Genomic DNA, 26,492 nt, shown 5'->3' with positions numbered 1-26,492 from the left:
ACACCGAACCGGAAGGCACTCACCCGTTCAAGATCCCTCAGCCGAGACCTGGCTCACCCGTCCACAACCTCCCGGGACAGAACAGCTAGCCCCCGGCGTTACATAGTTATGCGGTCGCACGGAAATCTATTGACTCCCGTGTGACCGCATTCCTATGCTCTCCGCCCATGGACCTCATCCAGAAGAGCCCTGATATCTCGGCATACTTGGTCGCGGACGAGGTGATCGACCATGACCACCCCCTGGTGCGGGCGACCTCCGAGCGACTCCAGGCTGACCACCCCGACGCATACTCATACGCCAAGGCCGCCTTCGAGTTCGTCCGCGACACCATCCCGCACTCCGCCGACTCCGGGGACGCGCGGGTCACCTGGCGCGCCTCCGACGTCCTCGGGCAGCGCACCGGCATCTGTTACGCGAAGTCCCACGCCTACGCGGCGCTCCTGCGGGCCCGCGGCATCCCGGCCGCGCTGTGCTACCAGCGGCTCACCGACGACGACGGCGCGAACCCCGCCGTCCACGGACTCGTCGCCCTGAAACCGGCGCCCGGGCGGGCGTGGGCGCGGCAGGACCCGCGGGGCAACGTTCCTCCCGGCGTCGACGCCCGGTTCTCCCTGGAGGAGGAGCGGACGGCCTACACCGTCCGGCCCGCGCTCGGCGAGGTGGACTACCCGGTGCTTCACGCCGAGCCCCATCCGGTCGTCCTCGCGGCGCTCAGGGCGGCCCCGGACCGGACGTCGCTGTGGCGGATCCTCCCCACGGAACTGTGAGGGGGACGAACCGTGCGGGTGCCCCGGGTCAGGAGCTCCCCTTCTCCATGGCCTTGACCTCGTCGGGAGTCGGCGCGGTGCCGCCCAGGTGGGCCGGCACCCACCAGGTGTCGCCCGCGTCCTTCGGACGTACGGGGTAGGCGCGCTGCGCCGCTTCCAGGAGCTCCTGGACCCGCTCGCGCAGCCGCCGGGTGATCGCGCCCGCGTACTGGTCGGCCGGGGCCTCCACCGGCTCGCCGACCCGGATGGTGACCGGGATGTGGCTGCGCCGGAAGTTGCGCGGCCGGCCCTTGGTCCAGATCCGCTGCGTGCCCCACAGGGCCACCGGGATCAGCGGCACCCCGGCCTCCTGCGCGAGCCGCGCGGCGCCCGACTTGAAGGTCTTGAGCGTGAACGACTGCGAGATGGTCGCCTCCGGGAAGACGCCGACGATCTCGCCCGAGCGCAGCGCCTTCAGCGCGTGCGCGTACGCGTGCTCGCCCTGGGCGCGGTCCACCGGGATGTGCTTCATGGCGCGCATCAGCGGCCCGGACACCTTGTGCCGGAACACCGACTCCTTCGCCATGAAGCGCACCAGGCGCTTCTGCGGCAGCGCGGCCAGGCCCGTGAAGATGAAGTCCAGGTAGCTGATGTGGTTGCTGACGAGCACCGCGCCGCCCTGGCGCGGGATGTGCTCCGAACCCTGAGTGTCGATCTTCAGGTCCAGTGCCTTGAACATGGTGAGAGCGGCACCGATGACCGGCCGATAGACGAGCTCTGCCATCTGGGAGGAACCCCTTACGTCAGTGCCTGGGGAGGGTTCTCCCGGCGGAAGTTACGCGGCCGTAGGTTTTCGGCTTTGGGCAGATCGTGCCCCATGTGGGAGCTCGTGACCAGTCCTGGCGGCTTCGTACAGGGAGATTCTCGTCACTCCCGGTGGCCGTGGCGGGAATCGAACGGTGCCGTGGGACGCTGCACGGAGTGCGGCACGAGGTCCGCGCGTGGCCCGTACGAGGTCCGCGCACGGCCCGTACGAGTCCGTACGAGATCCGTACGAGGGGTGACGAGTGGAGGAGACACGCGGATGACCGAGGTCCTGGACGCCGCGGAACTGGGCGCCGAGCTGGGGGAGCGGGCGACCCTGGTGCAGTTCTCCACCGCCTTCTGCCAGCCCTGCCGGGCCACGCGCAGGACCCTCGCCGAGGTCGCCGCCATGGTCGAGGGCGTCGGGCACGTCGAGATCGACGCCGAGGAGCGCCTGGACCTCGTACGGGCCCTGGGCGTCGTCCGTACGCCCACCGTGCTCGTCCTGGACCGGGCCGGCCGCATCGTGCGCAGGGCCGCGGGGCAGCCCCGCAAGGCCGATGTCATCGCGGCGCTCGGACGGGCACTCTGACGTCCCCGCAAACGGGCACTCTGACGTCCCCGCGGACGGGCTCGCCGGCTTCCCCGCGGACGGGCGCCCCGACCCCGGTGCGGACGGGCGCTCCGAACCGGTGCGCCGTGCGGCGCCTGACGTGGTGACACTTCTCCCACATCGCGGTACGCACTTGACTGCACACGTCAACGATCGTCAGTCTGGCGCAATGGTGCATGAACTCCTTCTCTACGGCCGGGTCCACGTGGACCTCGCCCGCCACGCGAGCGCGCGCTGTCCGGGTGTCTGACGAACCCGCGACCCCTCTCACGCCGTTCTCGCAGAAGGACAACTCCATGACGGTCTCGCCCGAGCTCCGCACGCTCCCGACGATTCCCTCGCGGCCCCCGCTCGCCCCCGTGCCCGCGACCCCGGCCGTCGGCGCACCCCGCGCCGGTTCCCCCGACCTCCTCAGGTCCGTCTTCCGGCAGCACGCCGCCGGGGTCGCCGTCATCACCGCGCACGGCGACCGTCCGGTCGGCTTCACCGCCACCTCGCTGAACTCCGTCTCCGCCGAACCCCCGCTGATCTCCTTCGGCGTCGGCACCGGCTCCTCCAGCTGGCCGGTGATCGCCGAGGCCGAGCACATCGGCGTCCACGTGCTCGGCGAGCACCAGGAGCAGCTGGCCGCCACCTTCGCGCGCAGCGGCGCCGACCGGTTCGCCGCGCCCACCCGGTGGAACCGCGGCCCCGAAGGCGTGCCGGTGCTCGAGGGCGTGCTGGCCTGGCTGGTGTGCCGCGTGGTGGCCCGCGTCCCGGCCGGCGACCACCGGATCGTCATAGCCGAGGCCGTGGCCGGCGACCCGGACGGCGCGGGCCGTCCGCTCCTGTACCACCAGGGACGCTTCAACGCTCTGCGCGACCGATAGTTCCCGTGCGCGCGCTCGTCGGCGCGTTGTCAAGGTCACACGGCTGAGCGCTTGCTCAGCGGTAACGAACTGGATGTACTGACGAGTAATATTCGGGTCGGGGCATGTGGCGCCCCGATCGGAATCCCGCCCTTCAGGCGCCTATGCTGCGAGCAACAAGGCAGCCCAGTTATGACGATGCAGTAGGAGAGCCGGCGTGAGCTTGAGGATCGTTGTCTGTGTGAAGTACGTGCCGGACGCCACGGGCGACCGGAAGTTCGCGGACGACCTGACGGTCGACCGTGACGACGTCGACGGCCTCCTTTCGGAGCTCGACGAGTACGCGGTCGAGCAGGCGCTGCAGATCGCCGAGGAGGCCGACGACGCCGAGGTCACCGTCCTCACCGTCGGCCCCGAGGACGCCAAGGACGCCCTGCGCAAGGCGCTGTCCATGGGCGCCGACAAGGCCGTCCACGTCGAGGACGACGACCTGCACGGCACCGACGTCATGGGCACCTCGCTGGTGCTCGCCAAGGCCATCGAGAAGACCGGGTACGACGTCGTCATCGCCGGTATGGCCTCCACCGACGGCACCATGGGTGTCCTCCCGGCGATCCTGGCCGAGCGCCTGGGCGTCCCGCAGGTCACGCTGCTCTCCGAGGTCGCGATCGAGGACGGCGTCGTGAAGGGCCGCCGCGACGGCGACACCGCCTCGGAGCAGCTGGAGGCCTCGCTTCCGGCCGTCGTCTCCGTGACGGACCAGTCGGGCGAGGCCCGCTACCCGTCCTTCAAGGGCATCATGGCCGCCAAGAAGAAGCCGGTGGAGTCCCTGGACCTGTCGGACCTCGACATCGAGGCCGAGGAGGTCGGCCTGGAGGGCTCCTGGACCACGGTCGACTCCGCCGCCGAGCGTCCGGCGCGCACCAAGGGCACGATCGTCACGGACGAGGGCGAGGGCGGCAAGCAGCTGGCCGAGTTCCTCGCGAGCCAGAAGTTCATCTGAGGCTCGCGCGAGCCCACCAGACCCGCCCCTCTTCGTTCGCAGGAGATTGAAGTCCCATGGCTGACATCCTCGTCTACGTCGACCACGTCGACGGAGCCGTCCGCAAGCCCACCCTGGAGCTGCTGACCCTGGCCCGCCGCCTCGGCGAGCCGGTCGCCGTCGCGCTCGGCACGGGTGCCGCCGACACCGCCGCCACGCTGGCCGAGCACGGTGCCGTGAAGGTCCTCACCGCCGACGCCGCCGACTTCGCCGACTACCTGGTCGTCCCGAAGGTCGACGCGCTCCAGGCCGCGTACGAGGCCGTCTCCCCGGCCGCCGTGCTCGTCCCGTCCTCCGCCGAGGGCAAGGAGATCGCCGCCCGCCTCGCCGTCCGCATCGGCTCCGGCATCATCACCGACGCCGTCGACCTCGAGGCCGGCGACGAGGGCCCGGTCGCGACGCAGTCCGCGTTCGCCGCCTCGTACACCACCAAGTCCCGCGTCTCCAAGGGCACCCCGGTCATCACGGTCAAGCCGAACTCGGCCCCAGTGGAGCCCGCCCCGGCCGCCGGCGCCGTCGAGGCGCTCGCCGTGTCCTTCTCGGAGAAGGCGCACGGCACCAAGGTCGTCGCCCGCACCCCGCGCGAGTCGACCGGCCGCCCGGAGCTGACCGAGGCCGCGATCGTGGTCTCCGGCGGCCGTGGCGTCAACGGTGCCGAGAACTTCGGCATCATCGAGGCGCTCGCCGACTCGCTCGGTGCCGCCGTCGGCGCCTCGCGCGCCGCCGTCGACGCCGGCTGGTACCCGCACTCCAACCAGGTCGGCCAGACCGGCAAGTCCGTCTCGCCGCAGCTGTACATCGCCTCCGGCATCTCCGGTGCGATCCAGCACCGCGCGGGTATGCAGACCTCGAAGACCATCGTGGCCATCAACAAGGACGCCGAGGCCCCGATCTTCGACCTGGTCGACTACGGCGTCGTGGGCGACCTGTTCGACGTCGTGCCGCAGCTGACCGCCGAGATCACGTCCCGTAAGGGCTGATCTGTGGTTTTCCGTGGCCCGGGGGGCCGCGCGGTGATCTTCACCGCGCGGCCCCCCGGTCGTTTCCGGGCCACGGTGGACACCCATTGACGCCGGGCGAGGCGGACTACTAACTTCACTATACGGATTGTTGATTCCGTGCAGCGGAAAACAGGAGGATGTGGGATGGGTCAGCAGGAGAAGGTGTCGACGAGCCTCGCCGGCGCGGTCAGCGAGGACATCAGCGCGTCCCTCGCCGGCGTGGACGCCGAGCTGGACCGTCGCTACCCCGGGGACCCCGGCACCCGCCAGCCCGTCCACACCGTCTACGTGCCGGGCAACCTCTTCGACGCCGGCACCATCCGCTCCTGGGGCGACCAGGCGCTCGCCTCCCTCGACGAGCACGCCCCCGACGCCGCCACCTTCGCCGCCGTCCTCGGCCTGTCCGACGAGCTCGCCGAGGACGTCTACGGCCGCGTGCGCGCCAAGCTGGAGCGCGAGCCCATCGAGGACCTCCGCGTCGACTTCGAGGACGGCTACGCCGGAACCGACGAGGACCACGACGCCGCCCGCGCCGCCCGCATCATCACCGAGGCCTGCGCGGACCTCACCGCCGCCCCGTACATGGGCATCCGGATGAAGTGCATGGAGTCCGCCGTACGCGACCGCGGCATCCGCACCACCGACGTCTTCCTCACCGGCCTCATGGAGCACGGCGGCCTGCCCGACGGACTCGTCCTCACCCTGCCCAAGGTCACCTACCCCGAGCAGGTCGCCGCCTTCGTCCGCCTCCTGGAGGCCTTCGAGAAGGCCCACGGCCTCGACGCGGGCCGCCTCGGCTTCGAGATCCAGATCGAGACCAGCCAGGCCATCCTCGCCGCCGACGGCACCGCCACCGTCGCCCGCATGATCGACGCCGCCGAGGGCCGCGCCACCGGGCTGCACTACGGCACCTTCGACTACAGCGCCTGTCTCGGCGTCTCCGCCGCCTACCAGGCCAGCGACCACCCCGCCGCCGACCACGCCAAGGCGATCATGCAGGTCGCCGCAGCCGGTACCGGCGTCCGCGTCTCCGACGGCTCCACCAACGTCCTCCCGGTCGGCCCCACCGCCCACGTCCACGAGGCCTGGAAGCTCCACTACGGCCTCACCCGCCGCGCCCTGGCCCGCGCCTACTACCAGGGCTGGGACATGCACCCCGGACACATCCCCACCCGCTACGCCGCCGTCTTCGCCTTCTACCGCGAGGGCTTCCAGGCCGCCGCCAAGCGCCTCTCCGCCTACGCCAACCACGCCGGCGGCGACGTCATGGACGAGCCCGCCACCGCCAAGGCGCTCAGCTCCTACCTGCTCCGCGGCATCGACTGCGGCGCCCTCGACACCGCCGAGGTCGACGCCCTCACCGGCCTGACCCGCGCCGACCTCGACCGCTTCGCCGCCCCGCGCCGCGGCGACCTCACCGCCACCGCGCAGTAGCCTTCGGCCCGCTCAGGGCCACGCTCCGTGCCCCGTACTCTGTACGCGTCCACCACAGCCGACAGAGGAACGGGGCACGGGTGTCTTCGGGGGAGTACGAGCGGCTGGCCGGCCGCTACCGGGTGATCGGCCGACTCGGCCGCGGCGGCATGGGAGTCGTCTGGCGCGCCGTCGACGAGGTCCTCGGCCGCGAGGTGGCCGTCAAGGAACTGCGCACCTACAACGACGCGTCGGGAACCGAACTGGACGGCCTGCGGCTGCGGATGCAGCGCGAGGCCCGCGCAGCGGCCCGCGTCCGGCACCCCGGAGTCGTCGCCGTCCACGACGTGACCGACCACGAGGGCCGGCCCGTCATCGTCATGGAGTTCGTCGACGGGCCCTCGCTCGACGGCGTCCTCGGCGAACGCGGCACCATGGAACCCCGCGAGGCCGCCGCCGTCGGCGCCGCCGTCCTGGACGCCCTCGCCGCCGCACACGAGGCCGGCGTGCTCCACCGCGACGTCAAGCCCGGCAACATCCTGCTGGACCGCGGGGGCCGGGTCGTCCTCACCGACTTCGGCATCGCCGCCATGGAGGACCCCGGCGACGGCTCCGCCACCCATCTGACGCGCAGCGGCGAGATCGTCGGCTCGCTCGACTACCTCGCACCCGAGCGGGCCCAGGGGCAGGAGCCCGGCCCCGCCTCGGACGTCTGGGCGCTCGGCGCCACCCTGTACGCGGCGGTCGAGGGCGCCTCGCCCTTCCGCCGCACCTCCACCTGGTCCACCCTCAACGCCATCGTCGTGGAACCCCTCCCCGAGCCCCGCCGCGCGGGCCCGCTCGCCCCGGCGCTGCGCCTCCTGATGCACAAGGACCCGGCCCGGCGCCCGGACGCCCGGACGGCGGCGGACCTGCTGAGGGCCGTGGCGGAGGGCCGCGAGGCACGACTGCCCGGCGCCGGGCCGGAAGCGCCGGGCACGGGGCCGGCGGCGCGGGCGGGGGCGCCGGCCGGATACGGTCCGGCGCCGGACGCGACCGGCGCTCACCCCGGAGACGCGAACGACACCGCCGCCGGTACGCCGGCTCCCGGCGCCGCGCACCTGTGGGTGCCGACCGAGCCGGACGCCGTACCGCACCGCCCGGAGGGCTTCGGCCCGGCGGTGCCGCCGGACGCGGGGCTCCGCGGGGCCACCGCGCCGGGCGCGTTCGGCCCCGGGCCCATGGCGTACGGCGCCCAGGACACGCACGGCACCCGGCCCGCGGTCCCGGGCGCGGTGCAGGGACCGGTGCCGACGGGCGGTCCGCCGGTCGGTGGTCCGCAGACCACCCCGGTCGCGCCCGTCGCACCGGGCGCCGGCGGTGGGCCCGGCCCGGGCGGGCGGCGCAATCAGGGCGGGCGGAAGCGGTCGTCCGTGCTCGCCGCCGCGGCGGCGGCCGCCGTCCTGCTGGTCGGCGGCGGAGTGACGTACGCCCTCGTCGGGAAGGGTGGCGAAGCGGACCGCGGACAGGTGGCCGGCGGTGAGGCACCGGAAAGTCCCACGGGCGAGCCCGGCCGCGTCCTCGACCCGGGAGCGCCGGGCGCGAAGCCCAGCAGTGGCGCCGGCGCTCCGTCGTCCGCGACGCCGTCGAAGGAGGGCGCGACCCCGTCCGCGTCCCCATCGTCGCCGGCCGCCGGAGCCTCCTCCGCCCCTTCGCCGTCGGCGTCGCGCACGACCAGGAAGCCCGCGCCCGGCGCGACCGCCGGCGGCGGTTCCGGCGGCGGTACGTCCCCGAGCCCGGCGTCCGGCGGCTGCACCTCGCGCGGCGGCGGGGCGTACGACTGCCAGGTGTGGCGGACGGAGAAGACGTACCGTCACGACGGCGGCGAGACGGGCGTCCTGAACGCCGGCACCAACTACTTCTACTGCCAGGTGAACCTCGGCCGCCGGGAGACGTACGGCCAGTGGACCAACGTCTGGTGGGCCAGGACCGACGACGACAGCGGCAACACCAACGTCTACTTCAGCGTCGTCTACCTCAAGGGCGGCGACAACGACCGCCCCATACCGGGCCTGCCGGTCTGCTGACGGCAGGGAGCCGACGGGGGCTGCCTCCCGACCGGGGCCGGGCCGCTGTCAGGCGCGCCGGGGCCCGGCCCGGTCGCCCGGGGCGGCCCGGCCCCGGTCGCCTGCCGAGGCCGGCACCTGGTCGCCCGGCGAGGCCGGCCCCGTCGGGCGACCGGCGCCGGACCGGCCTGCCGGTCCTGACGGCAAGCAGGCTCTAGACGGCGTCGGACGGCGGCGGGATCTCGCCCGAGCCGCGGGGGATCAGCCGCGTGCCGAGCACGACCGTCGCGGAAGGCTCCTCGACGCCGTCGAGGCGGCGGAACAGCCGCTCCGCCGCCGTGCGCCCCAGCGCCGCCGCGTCCTGCGCGATGACCGTGATGCCGAGCAGGTCCGCGAGTTCGATGTCGTCGAAGCCCACCAGGGCGACCGGGCGCCCGAGGTCCGCGAGGACCCGTACCACCGTCACCGTGACGCGGTTGTTGCCCGCGAACAGCGCCGTGACCGGCTCCTGCCCGGACAACATGGCCACGGCCGCCGCCGTCACGCCGGCCGGGTCGGTCGGGCCGAGGGACACCCACTCCTCGGCCACGTCGAGCCCGGCGTCCTCCATCGCCGCCCGGTAGCCGCGCAGCCGCTCGGCGGCGGTGTGGATGCGCGGCCGGTCGCCGATGAAGCCGATCCGGCGGTGGCCGTGCGCGATCAGGTGTGCCACGCCCGTCCGCGCGCCGCCGAAGCTGTCGGACAGCACCGTGTCCGCCTCGATCCGCCCGGCCGGGCGGTCCACGAAGACCGTGGCGACGCCCGCGCGGATCTCCGGCTCCAGATAGCGGTGGTCACCGCCCGCGGGGATGACGATGAGCCCGTCGACCCGCCGCGCGCACAGCGCGAGCGCCAGCTCCTGCTCGCGGTCCGGGTCCTCGGCGCTGGAACCGTTGATGAGCAGGGCGCCGTGGGCCCGGGCGACCTCCTCCACGGCACGGCTCAGCGGACCGTAGAACGGGTCCGCCAGGTCCTCCAGGACCAGACCGACCGACGCCGTGCGTCCCTTGCGCAGCACCCGCGCGCTGTCGTTGCGGCGGAAGCCGAGCGTGTCGATGGCGTCCTGCACCCGGCGCTCGGTGTCGGGTGTGACGCCCGGCTCGCCGTTCACGACCCGTGAGACGGTCTTCAGGCCGACGCCCGCCAGGGCGGCGACGTCCTTCATCGTGGGCCGGTTGCCGTAGCGGTGCTCGGGGCGGCGGGCGATGTCGGCCACGGTGTGCGGTTCCTCCGTCATGGGTGAGCCAAGGGATGCGAGCGTCGGGCGAGCGAGACCGGGTGAATTCGATCTCGATCTCGTTGCTGTCGAGCATAGGCCCTGGACAACGTTGTCAGAGCTGGGAAGACTGTAGGTCACACCGACTGACCGCCCACGGAGACCCGGAGCCCATGCGCACTGACCTCGTCGTCGCCCTCGACATCGGCGGCACCAAGATCGCCGGCGCGCTGGTCGACGCCGGGGGCCGCATCGTCGTCCGGGCGCAACGGGCGACGCCCGCGCGGGAGGACGGCGAGACCGTGATGGGCGCGGTGGCGGCGGTGGTCGCCGAGCTGGCCGGATCACCGCTGTGGGCCTCGGCGAGCGCCGTCGGCATCGGCAGCGCGGGCCCGGTGGACGCCTCCACGGGCACGGTGAGCCCGGTCAACGTGCCGGGCTGGCGTGACTTCCCGCTGGTCGAGCGCGTGCACCGGGCCACGGGAGGGCTGCCCGTCACCCTCGTCGGCGACGGCGTCGCCATGACGGCCGCCGAGCACTGGCAGGGCGCCGCACGCGGTCACGACAACGCACTGTGCCTCGTGGTCTCCACCGGCGTCGGCGGCGGCCTCGTCCTCGACGGACGCGTCCACCCGGGCCCCACGGGCAACGCCGGTCACATCGGTCACATGAGCGTGGACCTGGACGGCGAGAGCTGCGCCTGCGGCGGCCGGGGCTGCGTCGAACAGATCGCCAGCGGCCCGAACATCGCCCGCCGCGCCCTCGGGAACGGCTGGCGTCCCGGACCCGACGGTGACGCCTCCGCCGCCGCGGTCGCCGCCGCGGCCCGCGCGGGCGACCCGGTCGCCGTCGCCTCCTTCGCACGCGCCGCCCAGGCCCTCGCGGCCGGGATCGCCGCCACGGCCACCCTGGTCGAGATCGACATCGCGGTGATCGGCGGGGGAGTGGCGGGCGCGGGCCCGGTCCTCTTCGACCCCCTCCGCCGCAGCCTCCGCTCCTACGCCACGCTCTCCTTCGTCCAGAACCTCACGGTCGTCCCCGCTCTCACGGGCACGGACGCCGGCCTCCTCGGCGCGGCGGCTGCGGCGACCCCGAGGACGGGGATCCCCGGCGCCGTCAGTACCTCACCGTGATCCGTCGCGCCGGGCCGTCCACGGTCATCGCGCCGCCGTGGGGGATCACCAGTGGGGGGTCGGTGTGCCCGAAGCCCCGACGTCGAACACGGCCATGGTGTCCGGGGGGTAGGCCGCCAAGCACGGCCATGGTGTCCGGGGCGTAGGCCGCCGAACACGGCCGTGGAGTCCGGGGCGTACGCCGCCAACGCGCGCGGCACCGCTTCGCGCTGCTCGGTGGCGTAGCGGAGTTTGGCCTCGGGGGCGTTCGGCTGCTGGAACGACCACGCCTTGGCGCGGCCCATCACCAGGGCCGGGAAGCGCGCCGGCAGGCCCCGCCCCGCCTCGCCTGGCCTCGCCCATGCTGCGCAGGATCCGGAAGACCTCCTCCCCGCCCGGCAGCTCCTCCGACGTCTCGAGGAACGGCCACGCCGCCCTCGTAGGCGCCCGGGGCACGGGCGATCTCGCGGTCGGCCATCAGCCCAGCTCGTACGGAAGAGAAAAGGATCCACCGCTCGGGCACCCGACCCCGAGCCTTAGACCGCCGAGAAGGCGCCACGGTGCGCGACCCGGCGCATGCCCGGCGCACCGGCGCACGCGCGCCGCCGGGGCGTGCGTCCGCGCGCCCAGGGCCGGGTGGGCCGGTCAGGGGTTACGGACCGTGGCCTCCGTTCGTAACGTTCCCGGGGAGCGCTGCTCCACGATCACCAGGAAGGCGTCCGACTCCAGGTCCATCACCACCCGCGCCGGCAGACCCTCGTCCCGCCGCGCGCTCGCGAACTCCTCAGCCGGCCAGCTCCCGCGCGGTCCGCCCGCCGGAAACCGCTCCAGAACCGTACGGTCCATCTCCGCACCCCCTCGTGCTCGCCGTTTCCAACGACGGCCGTTCGCGAAGTGTTACGCGCCGGGCACGTGCCCCGGTTCCCCGGTCTCCGCTCCCGCCGGCGCGCCGACGGCCGGGTGTTTCCGTGGCAGGGTGGTGCGGGCAAGCCACTGGGGGCCAACCGAAGAGGGGGAATCGTGATCGTCTGGATCAACGGTGCGTTCGGCGCGGGAAAGAGCAGCACCGCGCGTGAGCTGGTCGATCTGATCCCGAACAGCACGCTGTACGACCCCGAGCTCACCGGCGGCGCGATGAGCCGGCTGCTGCCGCAGAAACGTCTCGCCGAGGTGACGGACTTCCAGGACCTGCCGATCTGGCGCCGGCTCGTCGTGGACACCGCCGCCGCCCTGCTCGCCGAGCTCGGCGGAGTCCTCGTCGTGCCGATGACCCTGCTGCGGCAGGAGTACCGCGACGAGATCTTCGGCGGCCTCGCCGCCCGCCGCATCGACGTACGGCACGTCCTGCTCACCACAGACGAAACGATCCTGCGCGACCGCATCGAGAACCGCGTCGAACACCCCGGCGACCCGGAGGCCGAGGCCCGCGCCCGCCGCTGGTGCCTCGACCACCTCGACCCGTACCGCGCCGCCCGCGACGGCTGGCTCGCCGCCGACGCGTACCCCGTCGACACCTCCGCGCTGACCGCCGCCGACGCCGCCCGCATCGTCGCCGACGCCGTCGCCGCCGGACACGCCGCACCCTGCGGGATCGTCCAGACGCCCGAGCCCACCGGCGAGACGCTGGCTGCCGGCGTGCTGCTCTTCGACGAGGAGGACCGCTTCCTGCTCGTCGACCCCACCTACAAGCCCGGCTGGGAGTTCCCCGGCGGCGTCGTCGAACCCGGCGAGGCACCCGCCCGGGCCGGCATGCGCGAGGTCGCCGAGGAGATCGGCCTCCGGCTCGACGCCGTCCCGCGGCTGCTCCTCGTCGACTGGGAGCGGCCCCAGCCGCCCGGCTACGGCGGCCTCCGCCTGCTCTTCGACGGCGGACGGCTCCACTCCGCCGACGCCCAACGCCTCCTCCTGCCCGGCGCCGAACTGCGCGCTTGGCGCTTCGTCACCGAGGAGGAGGCCGCCGACCTCCTCCCGCCGGTCCGCTACCACCGCCTCCGATGGGCCCTCCGCGCCCGCGAACGCGGCACGGTCCTGAACCTGGAAGCCGGCGTCCCCGTCGGCTGACCGGAGCCGGGACGCCGGCGCCCGGCAACGCTTCCGGGTGTCCCCCCGAAGCGACCGCTACAGGAAGCGGGCACCGCTCCCCGGCGGCGGTTGCCGGCGGGGACCCGGTGCCTGGAGTCCGTAGTGCGAAGCCCGACCCGGTGCCCGGAGCCTGGTGTCCGGAGCCCGCAGTCTGGTGCCGGTGCCTGGTGTCCGGAGCCCGGAGTCCGCAGCCTGGTGTCCGGTACCCGGCCCTTCCCGCGGTTACGCCGGGTTCTTGGCGTCCGCCACGTAGGTGGAGCCGCCGAGGCAGTCGCGGATCTCGTAGCGAGGCGCGGTACCGGTCCAGCGGAGGAAACCGCTCGCGCCGGTCGCGCTCGTCATGTCGATGAAGCGACAGCCGTCGTAGATCACCTTGCCGGCGGTGGTCGCGGCCGTACCGGTGGCGACCTGGTGCGAGCCCATCAGCGCGCAGTCGGTGTAGCGGACCGTCGGGCCGCGGTCGCCGTTGGCGTCGAACGCGTAGACGTGCGTGACGGCGTCCGGCGCCCACGACTTGAAGCTGTTGGCCGTGTCGTCGCAGGAGACGAAGGAGACGCTGCCCTTGTACCAGCGGGAGTCGATCACCTTGTGGCCCGTGCCGCGCAGCTCGAAGCGGATGCCCTGGGCGTAGAGCCGCATCACGGAGTCCGCGCGGGTGCCGGCGGCCGAGGAGAGCTGGAAGAAGGTGCCCGTGGAGGCGGCGTCGGTGAGGATGTAGGAGCCGCCGATGAAGTTCATCGAGCCGCCGCGGTTGTTCTTCACGAACACGCCCGCCTTGTACTCGACCTTGCACTCGCGGAACCAGTAGTTCAGGAACTGGTCCTGCTGGCTCGCGCCCGGCGTCATCCCCAGGACGAGGAAGGCGTCCGAGTAGCTGCCGCCGATCTGGCAGTGGTCCCAGCCCATCTCGCTGTTGAGGTTGGAGGTGGTGGCCGGGCCGTCGAGACCGATGCCGCGCTTCCAGCCGCCCTGCCACTCGACGTCGCTGTACCAGGTGTCCTGGACGCCGTGCGACGCCGAGGAGTACGCGTAGTTGAAGCTGGAGGTCGGGTTCTCGCTGACGAAGGTGATGCCGGAGATCCGGATGTTCTTGTAACGCTGGTTGTTGGTCCACAGCGTGGTGTCGTTCTCGGCCGGAGCGTAGATGATGCGGGTGAGCCGCTTGCCGTAACCGGTGATCGTGACGCCGTCGATGATGCCCCCGACATGGCCCTCGCCGGGGTTCGTGCCGTCGACGTCGGGGAGCAGCGAGCCCGGCTGGGTCAGCCGGTACGTGCCCGGCGGGATGACCAGGACCTTCTTCGGTACCGCACCGGAGATCGGGTCGGGCTGGTACGAGGCGAGGACCTCGGCGGCGGCGGCCCGGAAGGCGTCGTCGCTCGGGGTGGCGCCGGTCGGGTCCGCGTTCTTACTGAGCACGGAGACGCTGTGCGGGTCGTCGCCCGAGCCCGCGGCGTACGCCGGGGCGCCACCCGCGACGACCGCACCGGCCGCCGCACCCGCACCGGCCGTCGCCAGGCCGCGGATGACGGATCGTCTGTCCATGCGTCCGGTCATTTCGTTCCCCCTGTGTGGCGATCGTGTGGTGATCATGAGAAAAGACAGCACATGGGATCACGGGTTCGAGACCGGTGCAAGGGTCGCGGGGCGCTCCTCCCGCGGGTTCCGCCGCGCACGCGGCCGGGGCGTGCGGCCGGGTGTGCGGCCGGGTGTGTGCTGGTCGGGCGGGCGTGGGCATGGCCGGGGCTGGGCGCGGCCGGGTGTGGGCATGGTCGGGCACGCGGGCGGGCGTGGGCCGGTCGGCCGGGCGTGCGGCGGACCGGTCCGCTCCCCGCGGGTTGCCGTTCCGGACACCCGGTTCCTCCCCGTCCGTGCCGCCCCGGCCCCTCACCCCGCCAGTGCGGCCGCCTTCGCCAGCCGTTCCGCCGTGTCGGTCGTGACGGGCTCGCCGTGGCCGCAGCACAGCACCGACGGGCGCAGGCCGGCCAGTCGGCGCATCGACGCGAGGGCCCGCGCCCGGTCGACGTGGAACACGCCGAACATCACGTCCGGCATCGACGCCACGGTGTCACCGGTGAACAGGACGCCGTGGCGCGGCAGATGGACCGCGATCGAACCGGGCGTGTGGCCGGGGGCGTGCACCACCACCGCGCCGTCGCCGAAGCCCAGCTCCTCGCCGTCGGCGACCTCCCGGTCCACACGCGTGGGCGGCGCCTCCGGAACGGTCGTCAGACCGTGCGCGTACAGCGGACGCTCCCAGTCCAACAAGTCCGGCTCGGACACGGGCAGTTCGCCGCGGATCACCGGTGCGTCCAGCGCGTGCGCCCATACCTCGGCGCCGAAACGGTCCGCGAGCGCGCCGGCCGCGCCCACGTGGTCGCGGTGGCAGTGGGTGAGCACGATCCGGCGCAGCAGGGACGGGTCGAAACCCGCCCCCCGCAGCGCGGACTCCACCGCCGGGCCCGAACCGGCCCACCCGGCGTCGATCAGGGTCAACTCGGTCTCGTCCCGCCACAGATAGGCCTGGCCGACGGCGAACCGGAGCATGTGCAGGCGGGGAGAGATCTCCACGAGTTCCACGGGATGCGCGCGGCCGATGTCCATGTCCATGACCCGAACCTACGTGCACCACCCCGCCCGCCCAACAGGTCTACGCTCTGGGCGAGTTCCGCCCAGAGCGTGACCCGGACGTCATCAGGCCTTCGAGCGCGCGTAGTTGAGCAGGAAGTGGGCCTCCGCCACGGACAGCCGCTCCAGCTCCCGCGGCGACACCGACTCGTTCACCGCGTGGATCTGCGCGTCCGGCTCGCTCAGGCCGATCAGCAGGATCTCCGACTCCGGGTAGAGCGTGGCCAGCGTGTTGCACAGCGGGATCGAGCCGCCCATGCCGGCCGTCTGCATCTCCTGGCCGGGGTACGCGACCTTCATCGCCTCCGCCATCGACACGTACGCCGGGCTCGACGTGTCCGCCTGGAAGGCCTGGCCCTGGCCGACCTGCTCCAGGGTGACCCGCGCGTTCCACGGCGTGTGCTTCTCGATGTGCGCGAACAGCAGCTCCGTCGCCTTCGCCGCGTCCTGGCCCGGCGGCACGCGCAGGCTGAGCTGCGCACGCGCCGTCGCCGGAATCGACGGCGTGGCGCCCGCCACCGGGTGGCAGTCGATCCCGATGACCGTCACGGCCGGCCGCGCCCAGATCCGGTCGGCGACCGTGCCGTTGCCCGGCAGGTCCACACCGTCCAGCACCTTCGCGTCCTTGCGGAAGTCGGCCTCCGGGTACTGCAGGCCCTCCCACACCGCGTCCGCCGGCAGCCCGTCGATGACCGTCGAACCGTCCTCCGCGCGCAGCGAGTCCAGGACGCGGATCATCGCCGCGAGCGCGTCCGGGGCGGCGCCGCCGAACTGGCCCGAGTGAAGGTTGCCCTGCAGCGTGTCGATCGTGACCCGGATCATCGTCATGCCGCGCAGCGTCGCCGTCACGGTCGGCAGCCCCACCCGGAAGTTGCCGGCGTCGCCGATGACGATCGCGTCGGCCGTGAGCAGCTCGGGGTGCGCCTCCGCGTAACGCTCCAGGCCGCCCGTGCCCTGCTCCTCCGAGCCCTCCACGATCATCTTGACCGTGACCGGCACGCCGCCGTTCGCCTTCAGGGCGCGCAGCGCGAGCAGGTGCATGATGAAGCCGCCCTTGCAGTCGGCCGCGCCGCGCCCGTACCAGCGGCCGTCCTCGCGCTCCGTCAGCTGGAAGGGCGGCGTCACCCACGCGGACTCGACGAGCATCGGCTGCACGTCGTAGTGCGCGTAGAGCAGCACGGTCGGCGCGCCGGCCGGGCCCGGCAGTACGCCGTACACCGACTGCGAACCGTCCGGGGTGTCGAGCAGCGCCACGTCCCGGAAGTCCTCGGCCCGCAGCGCGTCCGCCACCCAGCCGGCCGCGGCCTCGCACTCGCTGCGGGGGGCGACGGCCTCGTCCGCCACCGACTGGAAGGCCACCAGCTCCGTGAGCTCCGCCTTGGCGCGGGGCATCAGGGACGCGACGGTCTCGGCGATCGGATTGGCGGTCATGGGCACGCTCCTGGTGGGTGCGACGTTGTGACGTTGTCGGGTCTCGGCTCGTCGCCGTGTGTCGGTGGTACGGCGAACGCCTGCCCGATCCTACGGCGCGGGGCGACACGGCCGAGCCCCGCTACCGGGCCGTAGGATGCCTGAAGAGCAGCAACAACCGGTCGGATCAGGAGCAGAAGCACATCGTGAGCAGCGAGAACGCAGACGCCGGAGCGGCAGAGGCTGGAGCGGGTCAGGGCGACCCGGACGAGGGGCAGCGGGTCTGGGACGTGGTCGTCGTGGGCGCCGGTCCCGCGGGCGCCTCGGCGGCCTACGCGGCGGCCGTGGCAGGCCGCCGGGTGCTGCTCCTGGAGAAGGCCGAGCTGCCCCGCTACAAGACCTGCGGCGGCGGCATCATCGGACCCTCGCGCGACGCGCTGCCCCCCGGCTTCGAACTGCCCCTTCAGGACCGCGTGCACGCGGTGACCTTCTCCATGGGCGGCCGCTTCGCCCGCACCCGCCGCTCCCGCCGCATGCTGTTCGGTCTCATCAACCGGCCGGAGTTCGACGCCCAGCTCGTCGAGCACGCCCAGAAGGCGGGCGCCGAGCTGCGCACCGGAGTCACCGTCAGCCGGGTCGAGCAGCACGGCCCGGTGGTGCCGGACCGCCGGACCGTGGCAGTCGTCCTCGCCGACGGCGAGACGGTCCTGGCCCGCGCCGTCGTCGGCGCCGACGGCAGCGCGAGCCGCATAGGCGCACACGTCGGCGTCAAGCTCGGCCAGGTCGACCTCGGCCTGGAGGCGGAGATCCCGGTGCCGCCGTCGGTGGCGGAGGACTGGAAGGGCAGGGTCCTCATCGACTGGGGGCCGCTGCCGGGCAGTTACGGATGGGTGTTTCCCAAGGGCGACACGCTGACCGTCGGCGTGATCTCGGCGCGCGGCGAAGGCGCGGCCACCAAGCGCTATCTGGAGGACTTCGTCGCCCGGCTGGGCCTCGCGGGCTTCGAGCCGGCCGTCTCCTCCGGCCATCTGACCCGCTGCCGTACCGACGACTCGCCGCTGTCCCGCGGCCGTGTCCTCGTATGCGGCGACGCGGCGGGACTGCTCGAGCCGTGGACGCGCGAGGGCATCTCCTTCGCGCTGCGCTCGGGCCGGCTCGCGGGCGAGTGGGCGGTCCGCGTCGCGGAGGCGGGCGACGCGGTGGACGCGCGCCGGCAGGCGCTCAACTACGCCTTCGCCATCAAGGCGGGACTCGGCGTCGAGATGGCTGTCGGGCGCCGGATGCTCGCGGCCTTCGAACGCCGGCCGGGACTGCTGCACGCGGCGATCACCGGTGTCCGGCCTGCCTGGAAGGCCTTCACCGACATCACGCGCGGTGCGACGACACTGGCCGGCCTCGTCCGGGGCAACGGCCTCGCGCGCCGGGCGCTGGACCTGCTGGACCGCTCCATGGACACGTCGGTCGGCGTGGGCCCGGCGGGCCGCGGCGTCGCGCCGCAGCGGGACGGGGAGGACAGCGGCGCGGAGGGTGCCGACGGTACGAGCGCCGGCGGTGCGACCGGGGGCGGTACGAGTGCCGGCGGTGCGACCCGGGGCGGTACGAGCCGGGGCGGAGAGGCACCCGAGGCGCGGGCGACCGAGGCGTCCTGAGCGAACCGAAGCCCAGCGGCCTCGGACCGGGTACCGCGGGCGAGGGTCGAGGCGCGAGGGCCGAGGCGCGAGGTCAGGAGTGAAGGCCGAGATGTGAGGGTCGAGGTGTGAGGGTCGAGGTGTGAAGGCCGAGGCGCGAGGTCTGAGGCGCGAGGGGGCGAGCGCCGTGGAGCCGAGGATCGAGACCTGAGGCCTGAGGCCTGAGGCCTGAGGCTTGAGGAACGGGCACGCGCACGGGCGCAAGTCCCGTCGTGCGCGGTGTCGAAGAAGGCCTGCCGAAGGCGGTGCGGACCAGGGCGGTCCGCGCCGCCTTCACGCGTTGTCGGGCGAGATGCGGAAGACGGGGTGCCGGGGCGCGATCGCACGCAGCTCCTCGTCCGTGGAGCCGGGTCCGACGCCCTGGAAGAAGACGCCGACCTCGGCCTTCCAGCGCTTGAGGTAGGCGCGCAGCAGGGCGGGCTTCTCGTCGTCGGCGACCTCGACGGCGGTGAACGGCTGCACGTGCCGGCCGAGGTGCAGCTGGCCGCCGCCGGCCGCCCGCATGTTGTGGGTCCACTGGACGTGGCCGCGCGGGGCCACCAGGTACTGCGTGCCGTCCACGGTCAGGAGGTTGACCGGCGTACGGCGCCATTCGCCGCTCTTGCGACCCCGCACGGCGAGGACGCGGGAGCCCCAGACGCTGACGCCGCGGCGGGTGAGCCAGCCGACGAAGCGATTCATGACGTTGACCGTGAACCAGCCGGGCTTCATGACGTGGGCAGTGGGGTTCTGGTCGGACGTCGGTGTGGGCGTGGGCGTGGGCATGGGGGTGGGCGTGGGCGTGGGCGTGGGCATGGGGACCTCCGGGCGGCTGGGGGTTGCGGGTATGCGTGAGCGTCGATCTGATATGTGAGCATCGCTCCGAACGGTGAGCGGTGCTCTCGTTCCGGGATCAGTATGCACGGATCGGTGCTCACGAGCAAGAGCACTGCTCTCGTTTCAGTGCGGTGCTCCACAACGTGGCAGACTGCTCTCCATGACCACCACCCAAGGAGCACGCGCCCGCGCCCGGATCGAGATCACCGCCGCCATCAAGGACGAGGCCCGCCGTCAGCTGGCCGCCGAAGGCGCCGCCAAGCTGTCGCTGCGCGCCGTCGCCCGCGAACTGGGCATGGTGTCCTCCGCGCTCTACCGCTACTTCCCCAGCCGCGACGACCTGCTGACCGCGCTCATCATCGACGCCTACGACTCCGTGGGCGCCGCCGCCGAACGCGCCCACGCCACGGCCGAGACGGCCGCCCCCGGCGACCACCTCGCCCACTGGACCGCCACCTGCCGCGCCGTCCGTGCCTGGGCGGTGGAGCACCCCCACGAGTACGCCCTCATCTACGGATCGCCGGTACCCGGCTACACCGCGCCGCAGGACACCGTCGTCCCTGCCTCCCGCGTCGGCCTCGTCCTCATCTCCGTCGCCCGCGCCGCCTACGGCGACAAAGGCATCGCCCTGCCGCCCCTGCCGGAGGTGCTGCGCGCCGAGGCGGAGCGGCTCGCCGCCGGCGTCGCGCCGGACCTCCCGCCGCCGCTCGTCGCCACCCTGGTGTCCACCTGGGCCCAGCTGTTCGGGCTGATCTCCTTCGAGGTCTTCGGGCAGTTCAACAACATCGTCGAGGACCGCGACACCTTCTTCGCGAACGCCGCCGAACGCCTCGGCCGCGAATCCGGCCTCCTGCCCAAGCCCTGACCGACCGAAGCACCCTGACCGCCCGACACCCCGCTCGTCTCTCCGCCGGCTCCCGGCGCCCCGGCGGCCGCCCTCCTTGCGGCCGCCCGAGGCTCCCACCGGCCATAGCCCCTGCCGTCCGGAGCCGCGGCCGTCGGCCTCCCTGCCTCCGGAGCTTCGGCCGTCGGTGTCCGTGCGTCCGGAGCTTCGGCGACGCGCCCTTGCCCGCCTCGCCCCCGCACAGACGTCCCTGCCCGGCCGCGCTGCCCCCGCTCCCCGTTCTCCCCTCCCCGTTGTACTCCCCGTGGAGTACGGGTGATCACCCCGTCCGGCTGACGCCTCGCTGCCGCGGGCCGGACTAGCGTGGCCGCATGGACGAACAGCCGACCGGCGGCGCACCGGCACCAGGCGGCGACGGCCCACCGGGCCGTCGGGGCTCACGGCCGGACGGCCGCCGGCATGGCGGAGCACCACATGGCGGAGCACCACATGGCGGGTCCGCACATGGCGGGTCCGCACATGGCAGCCCGCCACACAGTGGCGCACCCCATAGCGGCCCCTGGCACGGCGGTCCGTGGCGAGGTGACCCGCCGACCGGACGGTCCTGGCCGGCCAGCCCTCAGCCCGACGACCCGCCGTCCGACGACCCGCCGTCCGACGACCCTCCGTCCGACGACCCTCCGTCCGACGACCCTCCGCCCGGCCCGCCTTGGCTTCACGACCCGCCCCGGCGCTATGGCGGCCCGCCCCGGCGCTACGGCCCGCCCTGGTGGGGCGGGCGTGGCCCCGACGGTGGGTTGCCGTGGCGGAGCACGCTTCTGGTCACCGTCGTCGTCCTCGTCGGGTCCGGCTTCGCCGGTCGCAACCAGCCCGACCGCGTCGACCTCGACGTCCTCGGCCGCGCCCTGCTCGTGCTCGCCGCCGCGCCGCTGCTCCTGCGGCACCGCCACCCGGTGCCGGTCGTCCTCGGCGTGTCAGCGGTGACGCTGGTGTACCTGGCCGCCGGTTACCCGTACGGCCCGGTCTTCGTGCCCGTCGCCGTGGCCTGCTTCGCCGCCGTCGTGCACGGGCACCGCCGCGCCGCCTGGTGGGCCGTCGGACTGCTCTGGGCAGGGCACCTGCTCCTCGCCCACTGGCTGTACCGCTACCTCCCGCCGCCGGGGGACGGCGCCGCGCCCTGGGGCCAGGAGATCCCCGCGGCCGCGTTCGCCGCCGCCGTCCTCGCCGCCTCCGAACTCGCCCGGGTCCGCCGCGAGCAGTGGGCCGTGGCACGGGCCGAGCGGGCCGCCGCCGAGCGGCGCAGGGCCGACGAGGAGCGGCTGCGGATCGCCCGGGAGCTCCACGACGTCCTCGCCCACTCCCTCTCCGTGATCAACGTCCAGGCCGGTGTCGGCCTGGCCCTGCTCGACTCCGACCCCGGCCAGGCCCGCACGGCGCTCACCGCCATCAAGGCGGCCAGCAAGGAAGCCCTCGGCGAGGTGAGACAGGTGCTCGACACGCTTCGCGCGCCCGGCGACGCGCCCCGCGCGCCCGCGCCCGGTCTCGACCGGCTCCCCGAACTCGTCGACCAGGCCGCCGCGGCCGGCCTCGCCGTGCGGACCGACCTCCGCGGGCGGCGCAGACGGCTCCCGCCCGGCACCGAGCTGGCCGCGTTCCGGATCGTGCAGGAGGCGCTGACCAACGTGGTGCGCCACTCGGGCTCGCGGACGGCCACGGTGGTCGTCGACTACGGCTCCGACGCCCTCGGCCTGCGGATCGACGACGAAGGCCCGGCCACCGGCGGAGACGCCGGAGGCAGCGGCAACGGACTCGCAGGAATGCGGGAGCGGGCCGCCGCGCTCGGTGGCACGATCGAGGCCGGCACCCGGCCGGACGGCGGTTTCGGGGTGCGCGCCCATCTGCCCCTACGACCCGAGGAGCCGACGTGATCCGTGTCCTGCTCGCCGACGACCAGTCGCTGGTACGGGCCGGCTTCCGGGCGCTCCTGGACGCCCAGCCCGACATCGAGGTGGCGGGCGAGGCCGCGGACGGCGCGGAGGCGGTGGCGCGGGTCCGTGAACTGCGCCCGGACGTCGTCCTGATGGACATCCGGATGCCGGTGCTCGACGGTCTCGCCGCCACCCGCGAGATCACCGGCGCTCCCGAACTCGGCGCCGTCAAGGTGGTCATGCTGACCACCTTCGAGCTCGACGAGTACGTCTTCGAGGCCATCCGCTCCGGCGCCTCGGGCTTCCTGGTGAAGGACACCGAGCCGGAGGAACTGCTGCGCGCCGTGCGCGCGGTGACGGAGGGCGACGCGCTGCTCTCGCCGGGCGTGACCCGGCGACTGATCGAGGAGTTCGCGGCCCGTTCCAAGGCACCCGCCCGGGCCGCCGGGCTCGGTGAACTCACCGAGCGGGAACGGGAGGTGATGGCCCTGGTCGGTCTCGGCCTGTCCAATGAGGAGATCGCCCGCCGTCTGGTCGTCAGCCCGCTGACCGCCAAGACCCATGTGAGCCGCACCATGGTGAAGCTCGGAGCCCGCGACCGGGCCCAACTCGTCGTGCTGGCCTACGAGTCGGGTCTGGTGCGGCCGGGCTGGCTGGGTTGACGCCGACGGCGTGGCGGGCGGACCGTCACGACCAGGCGACGGCCGAGTTCTCCCGCCACAGCCGGGCCAGTGAGGCGTCGCCCGTCACGGTCAGGGCGTCCTGCGGCAGCCGGTTCCACAGCGTGAGGTAGAGCAGGCCGGCGGGCCCGCTCAGCTCGCAGTCGGCCGCCCCCTCCGCGTCGCGCGTGGTCCGCGGCGCCTCCGGGGAGAGCCGTACGGTCCACACGTCACCGGTGTCCGTGGCGCGGACCCGCAGGACGCGCGGCCGTTCGCTGCGGACCCGGCTGCGGTCACGCCCGTGGAAGGCGCGCAGCAGTTCGTCCACGCCGTCGGCGGCGAGCGCCGGGTCCACCTGCCCGGGGCCGGCGGCGAGCGCCGACTCGGCGTCGGCCCGGTGCACGGTCGTCTCGTGCGCCTGGCGCCGCGCCCAGAAGGCGAGCGGCGACGGCGCGGGCAGGAAGGTCCAGCACTCCAGGTCGGCGGGCGCTTCGCGGAGCGACCCGACGAGACGGGCGTGGCCCTCGCGGACGTACGCGAGCAGCGCCTCGCCGTCGAGGTCGGTCTCGCCGCCGTCCGGGCGGTACGAGGTGAGGCCCTCGGCCACGAACGCGGTGGCCCAGCGGTGCACCATCGTCGTGTGCCGCAGCAGGTCGCGTACTCGCCAGCCCGGGCAGGTGGCGACCTCGGCGTCGGGACCCGCCGCCGCGGCGGCCTCCACGAGCGCCTTGCCCGCCGCGTCGAGGGCGTCGATGTGCGTGTCGATGCTCAGCGTGTTCATGTCCCGGATTATGTCGCCCTGTTGCCGCGCGTCGCGACGCCCATCACGGCGGCCCCGGCGGCGAGCACGGCGACGGTGGTGAGGGCGACGGGCAGCGAGAACCAGTCGGCGAGGAAGCCGATCGACGGCGGCCCGAGCAGCATGCCGCCGTAGCCGAGCGTGGAGGCGGTGGCCACGCCGCTCGGTCCCGCGACGGCGCCCGCGCGGGCCACGGCGACCGGGAAGATGTTGGCGAGGCCGAGGCCGGTGACGGCGAAGCCGAGCAGGGCCGCCCACACGGTCGGGGCGAGCGCGCCCAGCAGCATGCCCGCCGCGGCGGTGAGCCCGCCCGCGACCAGGGTGCGGGTCTGGCCGAGGCGTTCGAGCAGGACGGTGCCGGAGAGCCGGCCCGCGGTCATGGTGAGGGCGAAGAGCGAGTAGCCGGCGGCCGCCACACCCGGGTGCGCGTGCAGGTCCTGCGCGAGGTGCAGGGCGCCCCAGTCGGCCAGCGCGCCTTCGCCGTACGCCGTGCACAGCGCGATCACGCCGAAGACCAGAACGGTCCCGCGAGCCCCGGAGGCGTCCGCGGCCGGCGCGTGCCCGGCCGTCGCGGCACCCGACCTCATGCCCCGGTCCCTGGTCCCGCCGGACGGCGTCCCGGCCGCCCTTGCCGCGAGCGATTCCGGCGGTGCGGGGGAGGGGTGCCGCAGGAGTACGGGGCCTGCGGCGGCCGTCAGGACGAGGCCGGCGGCCGTGAGGCAGAGCAGGTGCGCGGTGGGGGAGAGGCCGCCGGCCACGAGTCCGCCGAGTCCGGCGCCCAGCATGCCGCCGAGGCTGAAGGCGGCGTGGAAGCTCGGCATGACGGGCCTGCGGAGCGCGGCCACGAGGTCGACGGCCGCGCTGTTCATGGCGACGTTGATCCCGCCGTATCCCGCGCCGAAGACCAGCAGCACGAGCCCGAGGGCGAGCGGGGAGCGGGTCAGCGGCGGCAGGGCGATGGAGAGGGAGAGCAGGACGGCGGTGGCGACGGTGACGGCGTGGCTGCCGTAACGGCGGCACAGGCGTCCGGTCAGCGTCATGGTGACGACGGCTCCGGCGGACACGCCGAGGAGGGCGAGCCCGAGGTCTCCGGCGGACGCGCCGGTCTGCTGCTTGACGGCGGGGATCCGGACCACCCAGCCGGCGAAGAGGAATCCGTCGAGCGCGAAGAACAGGGTCAGGGCGATGCGGAGGCGGGTCAGGGAGAGGGAGGCGGTGTCTCCGCGGGATCCCCCCGATGCGGCCGTCCGTACTTTGTTTAGTAGCGGCACAAACTCAGGATAGGGGCCTCCGCCCGGCGGATTCAACTCGTGCCCCCTCCGCGCTCCGATACGGCTCCCGCGCTCCGGTACGGCTCCCGCGCTCCGGTGCGGCTCCCGTGCTCCGGTACGGCACCGGCGCTCCGGTACGGCTCCCGCGCTCCGGTGCGGCACCGGTGGCGGCCCCCGGCCGGGGAGAACCGGCCGAAGACGGGAGGCGGGCGGACCGCGGCGGGCGATCATGGGAGACTCGGGCTCATGAACGGCAAGGCGACGACGACCCGGACTCGGCTGGACAGGGGGCGCAGCGCGCTCGGACCCGCGCTCGAACTCGTGCACACGGGCCGGGCGCCCACGCGCGCCGTGCTCACCGCGGAGCTCGGCGTCACCCGGGCCACCGCCGGAGCGGTCGCCGCCGAGCTCGAAGCCCTCGGCCTCATCCGCGTCGACTCCAACCCCGGAGCCGCCGCCGGCTCCCAGGGTCGCCCCTCGCACCGGCTCGCGATCGACGAGAAGGGCCCCGTCGCCCTCGCCGCGCAGGTCCACTCCGACGGCTTCCGTGCCGCCCTGGTCGGCCTCGGCGGCACCATCGAAGCCACCGCCCCCGGCTGCGTCACGGTCTCCGAGGACCCGGCCCAGGTGCTCGGAGAGGTCGTGGAGGCCGGCGCCGCGCTGCTCCGCGCCAGCGGACGCCGCTGCGTCGGCGCCGGGCTCGCCGCGCCCTCGGCCGTCGCCGAGCCCGAGGGCACCGCCCTCAACCCGCTCCACCTCGCCTGGCCCGCCGGCGCCCCGGTCCGCGAGATCTTCGCCGAGCAGGTCCGTGCCGCCGGCATCGAGGGCCCCGCCTTCACGGGCAACGACGTGAACCTCGCTGCCCTTGCCGAACACCGCCACGGCGCCGGACGCGGCGCCAAGCACCTGCTCTGCGTCGCCACCGGACACCGCGGCGTCGGCGGCGCGCTCGTCCTCGACGGCCGTCTGCACAGCGGGAGTTCGGGCCTCGCCCTGGAGGTCGGCCATCTCACCGTCAATCCCGAGGGCCGCCCCTGCCACTGCGGCTCGCGCGGCTGCCTCGACGTCGAGACCGACCCGCTCGCCTTCCTCACCGTCGCGCGCCGCGACCCGGGACCCGAGGTCTCCCTCCTCCAGCAGGCCCGCGACCTGCTCCGCGACCACCGCGACGATCCCGGGGTGCGCGCCGCCACCGAGGAGCTGATCGACCGGCTCGGCCTCGGCCTCGCCGGCCTCGTCAACATCCTCAACCCGGACCGGATCATCCTCGGCGGCCTGCACCGCGAACTCCTCGACGCCGACCCGGTACGGCTCCGCGCCGTCGTCGCCGACCGCAGCCTGTGGGGCCGCAGCGGCGGCGTGCCGATCCTGCCCTGCACGCTCGACCACAACAGCCTGGTCGGCGCCGCCGAACTCGCCTGGCAGCCGGTCCTCGACGACCCGCTCAAAGCACTGGGCGGCACGCTCGGCACCGGCTAAGGTCCC

Annotated in this window: 23 protein-coding genes and 1 pseudogene; 14 read left to right on the top strand and 10 right to left on the bottom strand. The window is 73.9% G+C overall.

All coding sequences use genetic code 11. The features are described from left to right. Positions 1–167 precede the first annotated feature (167 nt). Positions 168–770, top strand: a complete 603-nt coding sequence (locus tag ESG85_RS09685) for a transglutaminase-like domain-containing protein (RefSeq protein WP_128977642.1) — start codon at positions 168–170, stop codon at positions 768–770. A gap of 28 nt (positions 771–798) precedes the next feature. Here the strand turns inward: ESG85_RS09685 and ESG85_RS09680 are convergent, their stop codons facing one another. Next, positions 799–1,533 (bottom strand): lysophospholipid acyltransferase family protein, encoded by a 735-nt coding sequence (locus tag ESG85_RS09680; RefSeq protein ID WP_128977641.1) that lies wholly within the window; start codon positions 1,531–1,533, stop codon positions 799–801. A 300-nt stretch (positions 1,534–1,833) separates the two neighbouring features. Between ESG85_RS09680 and ESG85_RS09675 the strand changes: the two genes are divergently transcribed. From ESG85_RS09675 to ESG85_RS09650, 6 genes are all read left to right on the top strand, one after another. After that, a complete protein-coding gene (locus tag ESG85_RS09675) occupies positions 1,834–2,145 on the top strand; it encodes a TlpA family protein disulfide reductase (RefSeq protein ID WP_128977640.1) in 312 nt (103 codons plus the stop codon). Positions 2,146–2,525: 380 nt separating this feature from the next. Beyond that, on the top strand, positions 2,526–3,035 hold the full coding sequence (locus ESG85_RS09670) for a flavin reductase family protein (protein ID WP_246094903.1): 510 nt from the start codon (positions 2,526–2,528) through the stop codon (positions 3,033–3,035). 196 nt (positions 3,036–3,231) lie between these two features. Then, the gene (locus ESG85_RS09665) at positions 3,232–4,017 is read left to right on the top strand and encodes an electron transfer flavoprotein subunit beta/FixA family protein (RefSeq protein ID WP_128977639.1); all 786 of its coding nucleotides are present in this window, start codon (positions 3,232–3,234) and stop codon (positions 4,015–4,017) included. Positions 4,018–4,073: 56 nt separating this feature from the next. Beyond that, positions 4,074–5,036: an electron transfer flavoprotein subunit alpha/FixB family protein gene (locus ESG85_RS09660; protein ID WP_128977638.1), complete on the top strand. Its 963-nt coding sequence runs from the start codon at positions 4,074–4,076 to the stop codon at positions 5,034–5,036. Between the two features lie 165 nt (positions 5,037–5,201). After that, a complete protein-coding gene (locus ESG85_RS09655) occupies positions 5,202–6,491 on the top strand; it encodes a DUF6986 family protein (protein WP_128977637.1) in 1,290 nt (429 codons plus the stop codon). A gap of 80 nt (positions 6,492–6,571) precedes the next feature. Beyond that, on the top strand, positions 6,572–8,536 hold the full coding sequence (locus ESG85_RS09650; protein ID WP_128977636.1) for a serine/threonine-protein kinase: 1,965 nt from the start codon (positions 6,572–6,574) through the stop codon (positions 8,534–8,536). A gap of 193 nt (positions 8,537–8,729) precedes the next feature. Here ESG85_RS09650 and ESG85_RS09645 read toward each other — a convergent pair whose 3' ends face one another. After that, a complete protein-coding gene (locus ESG85_RS09645) occupies positions 8,730–9,791 on the bottom strand; it encodes a LacI family DNA-binding transcriptional regulator (protein WP_181019000.1) in 1,062 nt (353 codons plus the stop codon). Positions 9,792–9,943: 152 nt separating this feature from the next. On the opposite strand from ESG85_RS09645, the gene ESG85_RS09640 reads away from it, so the two are divergent. Next, a complete protein-coding gene (locus ESG85_RS09640) occupies positions 9,944–10,903 on the top strand; it encodes an ROK family protein (RefSeq protein WP_128977634.1) in 960 nt (319 codons plus the stop codon). On the opposite strand, the pseudogene ESG85_RS35820 reads toward ESG85_RS09640, so the two are convergent. Next, positions 10,887–11,220, bottom strand: a pseudogene (locus ESG85_RS35820) (hypothetical protein); the annotation flags it as partial. The gene ESG85_RS09640 and the pseudogene ESG85_RS35820 overlap by 17 nt on opposite strands. Positions 11,221–11,527: 307 nt before the next feature. After that, positions 11,528–11,728: a hypothetical protein gene (locus ESG85_RS35815; protein WP_128977633.1), complete on the bottom strand. Its 201-nt coding sequence runs from the start codon at positions 11,726–11,728 to the stop codon at positions 11,528–11,530. Between the two features lie 171 nt (positions 11,729–11,899). Between ESG85_RS35815 and ESG85_RS09625 the strand changes: the two genes are divergently transcribed. Continuing rightward, positions 11,900–12,943, top strand: coding sequence for an NUDIX hydrolase (locus ESG85_RS09625; protein WP_128977655.1), 1,044 nt, complete (start codon positions 11,900–11,902; stop codon positions 12,941–12,943). Between the two features lie 243 nt (positions 12,944–13,186). On the opposite strand, the gene ESG85_RS09620 is transcribed toward ESG85_RS09625, so the two are convergent. The 3 genes from ESG85_RS09620 to ESG85_RS09610 form a co-directional block, all read right to left on the bottom strand. Next, entirely contained in the window at positions 13,187–14,509 is a 1,323-nt protein-coding gene (locus ESG85_RS09620; RefSeq protein ID WP_246094902.1) for a hypothetical protein, read from the bottom strand. Between the two features lie 342 nt (positions 14,510–14,851). Beyond that, on the bottom strand, positions 14,852–15,574 hold the full coding sequence (locus ESG85_RS09615) for an MBL fold metallo-hydrolase (protein ID WP_425471190.1): 723 nt from the start codon (positions 15,572–15,574) through the stop codon (positions 14,852–14,854). An 84-nt stretch (positions 15,575–15,658) separates the two neighbouring features. Continuing rightward, on the bottom strand, positions 15,659–17,023 hold the full coding sequence (locus tag ESG85_RS09610; protein ID WP_128977631.1) for a dipeptidase: 1,365 nt from the start codon (positions 17,021–17,023) through the stop codon (positions 15,659–15,661). 185 nt (positions 17,024–17,208) lie between these two features. Between ESG85_RS09610 and ESG85_RS09605 the strand changes: the two genes are divergently transcribed. Then, a complete protein-coding gene (locus tag ESG85_RS09605; protein ID WP_246094901.1) occupies positions 17,209–18,651 on the top strand; it encodes a geranylgeranyl reductase family protein in 1,443 nt (480 codons plus the stop codon). Between the two features lie 312 nt (positions 18,652–18,963). On the opposite strand, the gene ESG85_RS09600 is transcribed toward ESG85_RS09605, so the two are convergent. Next, positions 18,964–19,455 (bottom strand): nitroreductase family deazaflavin-dependent oxidoreductase, encoded by a 492-nt coding sequence (locus ESG85_RS09600; RefSeq protein ID WP_128977653.1) that lies wholly within the window; start codon positions 19,453–19,455, stop codon positions 18,964–18,966. 211 nt (positions 19,456–19,666) lie between these two features. Between ESG85_RS09600 and ESG85_RS09595 the strand changes: the two genes are divergently transcribed. The 3 genes from ESG85_RS09595 (at position 19,667) to ESG85_RS09585 (ending at position 22,940) form a co-directional block, all read left to right on the top strand. Beyond that, positions 19,667–20,371, top strand: coding sequence for a TetR/AcrR family transcriptional regulator (locus ESG85_RS09595; RefSeq protein WP_128977630.1), 705 nt, complete (start codon positions 19,667–19,669; stop codon positions 20,369–20,371). 776 nt (positions 20,372–21,147) lie between these two features. Then, positions 21,148–22,278 (top strand): sensor histidine kinase, encoded by a 1,131-nt coding sequence (locus tag ESG85_RS09590; RefSeq protein ID WP_128977629.1) that lies wholly within the window; start codon positions 21,148–21,150, stop codon positions 22,276–22,278. Next, entirely contained in the window at positions 22,275–22,940 is a 666-nt protein-coding gene (locus ESG85_RS09585; RefSeq protein ID WP_128977628.1) for a response regulator transcription factor, read from the top strand. The genes ESG85_RS09590 and ESG85_RS09585 overlap by 4 nt, the downstream gene beginning before the upstream one ends. Before the next feature lie 25 nt (positions 22,941–22,965). Here ESG85_RS09585 and ESG85_RS09580 read toward each other — a convergent pair whose 3' ends face one another. Together ESG85_RS09580 and ESG85_RS09575 are read right to left on the bottom strand one after the other, a co-directional pair. Next, entirely contained in the window at positions 22,966–23,709 is a 744-nt protein-coding gene (locus ESG85_RS09580; RefSeq protein WP_128977652.1) for a maleylpyruvate isomerase family mycothiol-dependent enzyme, read from the bottom strand. A gap of 17 nt (positions 23,710–23,726) precedes the next feature. Next, positions 23,727–25,007, bottom strand: a complete 1,281-nt coding sequence (locus ESG85_RS09575) for an MFS transporter (RefSeq protein WP_128977627.1) — start codon at positions 25,005–25,007, stop codon at positions 23,727–23,729. Between the two features lie 246 nt (positions 25,008–25,253). Between ESG85_RS09575 and ESG85_RS09570 the strand changes: the two genes are divergently transcribed. Continuing rightward, positions 25,254–26,486, top strand: a complete 1,233-nt coding sequence (locus tag ESG85_RS09570; RefSeq protein WP_128977626.1) for an ROK family protein — start codon at positions 25,254–25,256, stop codon at positions 26,484–26,486. The last annotated feature ends 6 nt before the right edge of the window (positions 26,487–26,492 follow it).

The organism is Streptomyces roseicoloratus (genome assembly GCF_004117935.1).
Lineage (GTDB): Bacteria > Actinomycetota > Actinomycetes > Streptomycetales > Streptomycetaceae > Streptomyces > Streptomyces roseicoloratus.
This window is presented reverse-complemented; position numbering and strand designations above follow the sequence as displayed.

Coding starts and splice junctions, on each gene's coding strand:
- ESG85_RS09570 (WP_128977626.1), top strand. CDS start 25,254: ATGAACGGCAAGGCGACGACGACCCGGACTCGGCTGGACAGGGGGCGC.
- ESG85_RS09675 (WP_128977640.1), top strand. CDS start 1,834: ATGACCGAGGTCCTGGACGCCGCGGAACTGGGCGCCGAGCTGGGGGAG.
- ESG85_RS09600 (WP_128977653.1), bottom strand. CDS start 19,455: ATGCCCACGCCCACGCCCACACCGACGTCCGACCAGAACCCCACTGCC.
- ESG85_RS09655 (WP_128977637.1), top strand. CDS start 5,202: ATGGGTCAGCAGGAGAAGGTGTCGACGAGCCTCGCCGGCGCGGTCAGC.
- ESG85_RS09615 (WP_425471190.1), bottom strand. CDS start 15,574: ATGGACATGGACATCGGCCGCGCGCATCCCGTGGAACTCGTGGAGATC.
- ESG85_RS35815 (WP_128977633.1), bottom strand. CDS start 11,728: ATGGACCGTACGGTTCTGGAGCGGTTTCCGGCGGGCGGACCGCGCGGG.
- ESG85_RS09595 (WP_128977630.1), top strand. CDS start 19,667: ATGACCACCACCCAAGGAGCACGCGCCCGCGCCCGGATCGAGATCACC.
- ESG85_RS09620 (WP_246094902.1), bottom strand. CDS start 14,509: ATGGACAGACGATCCGTCATCCGCGGCCTGGCGACGGCCGGTGCGGGT.
- ESG85_RS09685 (WP_128977642.1), top strand. CDS start 168: ATGGACCTCATCCAGAAGAGCCCTGATATCTCGGCATACTTGGTCGCG.
- ESG85_RS09660 (WP_128977638.1), top strand. CDS start 4,074: ATGGCTGACATCCTCGTCTACGTCGACCACGTCGACGGAGCCGTCCGC.
- ESG85_RS09610 (WP_128977631.1), bottom strand. CDS start 17,023: ATGACCGCCAATCCGATCGCCGAGACCGTCGCGTCCCTGATGCCCCGC.
- ESG85_RS09645 (WP_181019000.1), bottom strand. CDS start 9,791: ATGACGGAGGAACCGCACACCGTGGCCGACATCGCCCGCCGCCCCGAG.
- ESG85_RS09680 (WP_128977641.1), bottom strand. CDS start 1,533: ATGGCAGAGCTCGTCTATCGGCCGGTCATCGGTGCCGCTCTCACCATG.
- ESG85_RS09640 (WP_128977634.1), top strand. CDS start 9,944: ATGCGCACTGACCTCGTCGTCGCCCTCGACATCGGCGGCACCAAGATC.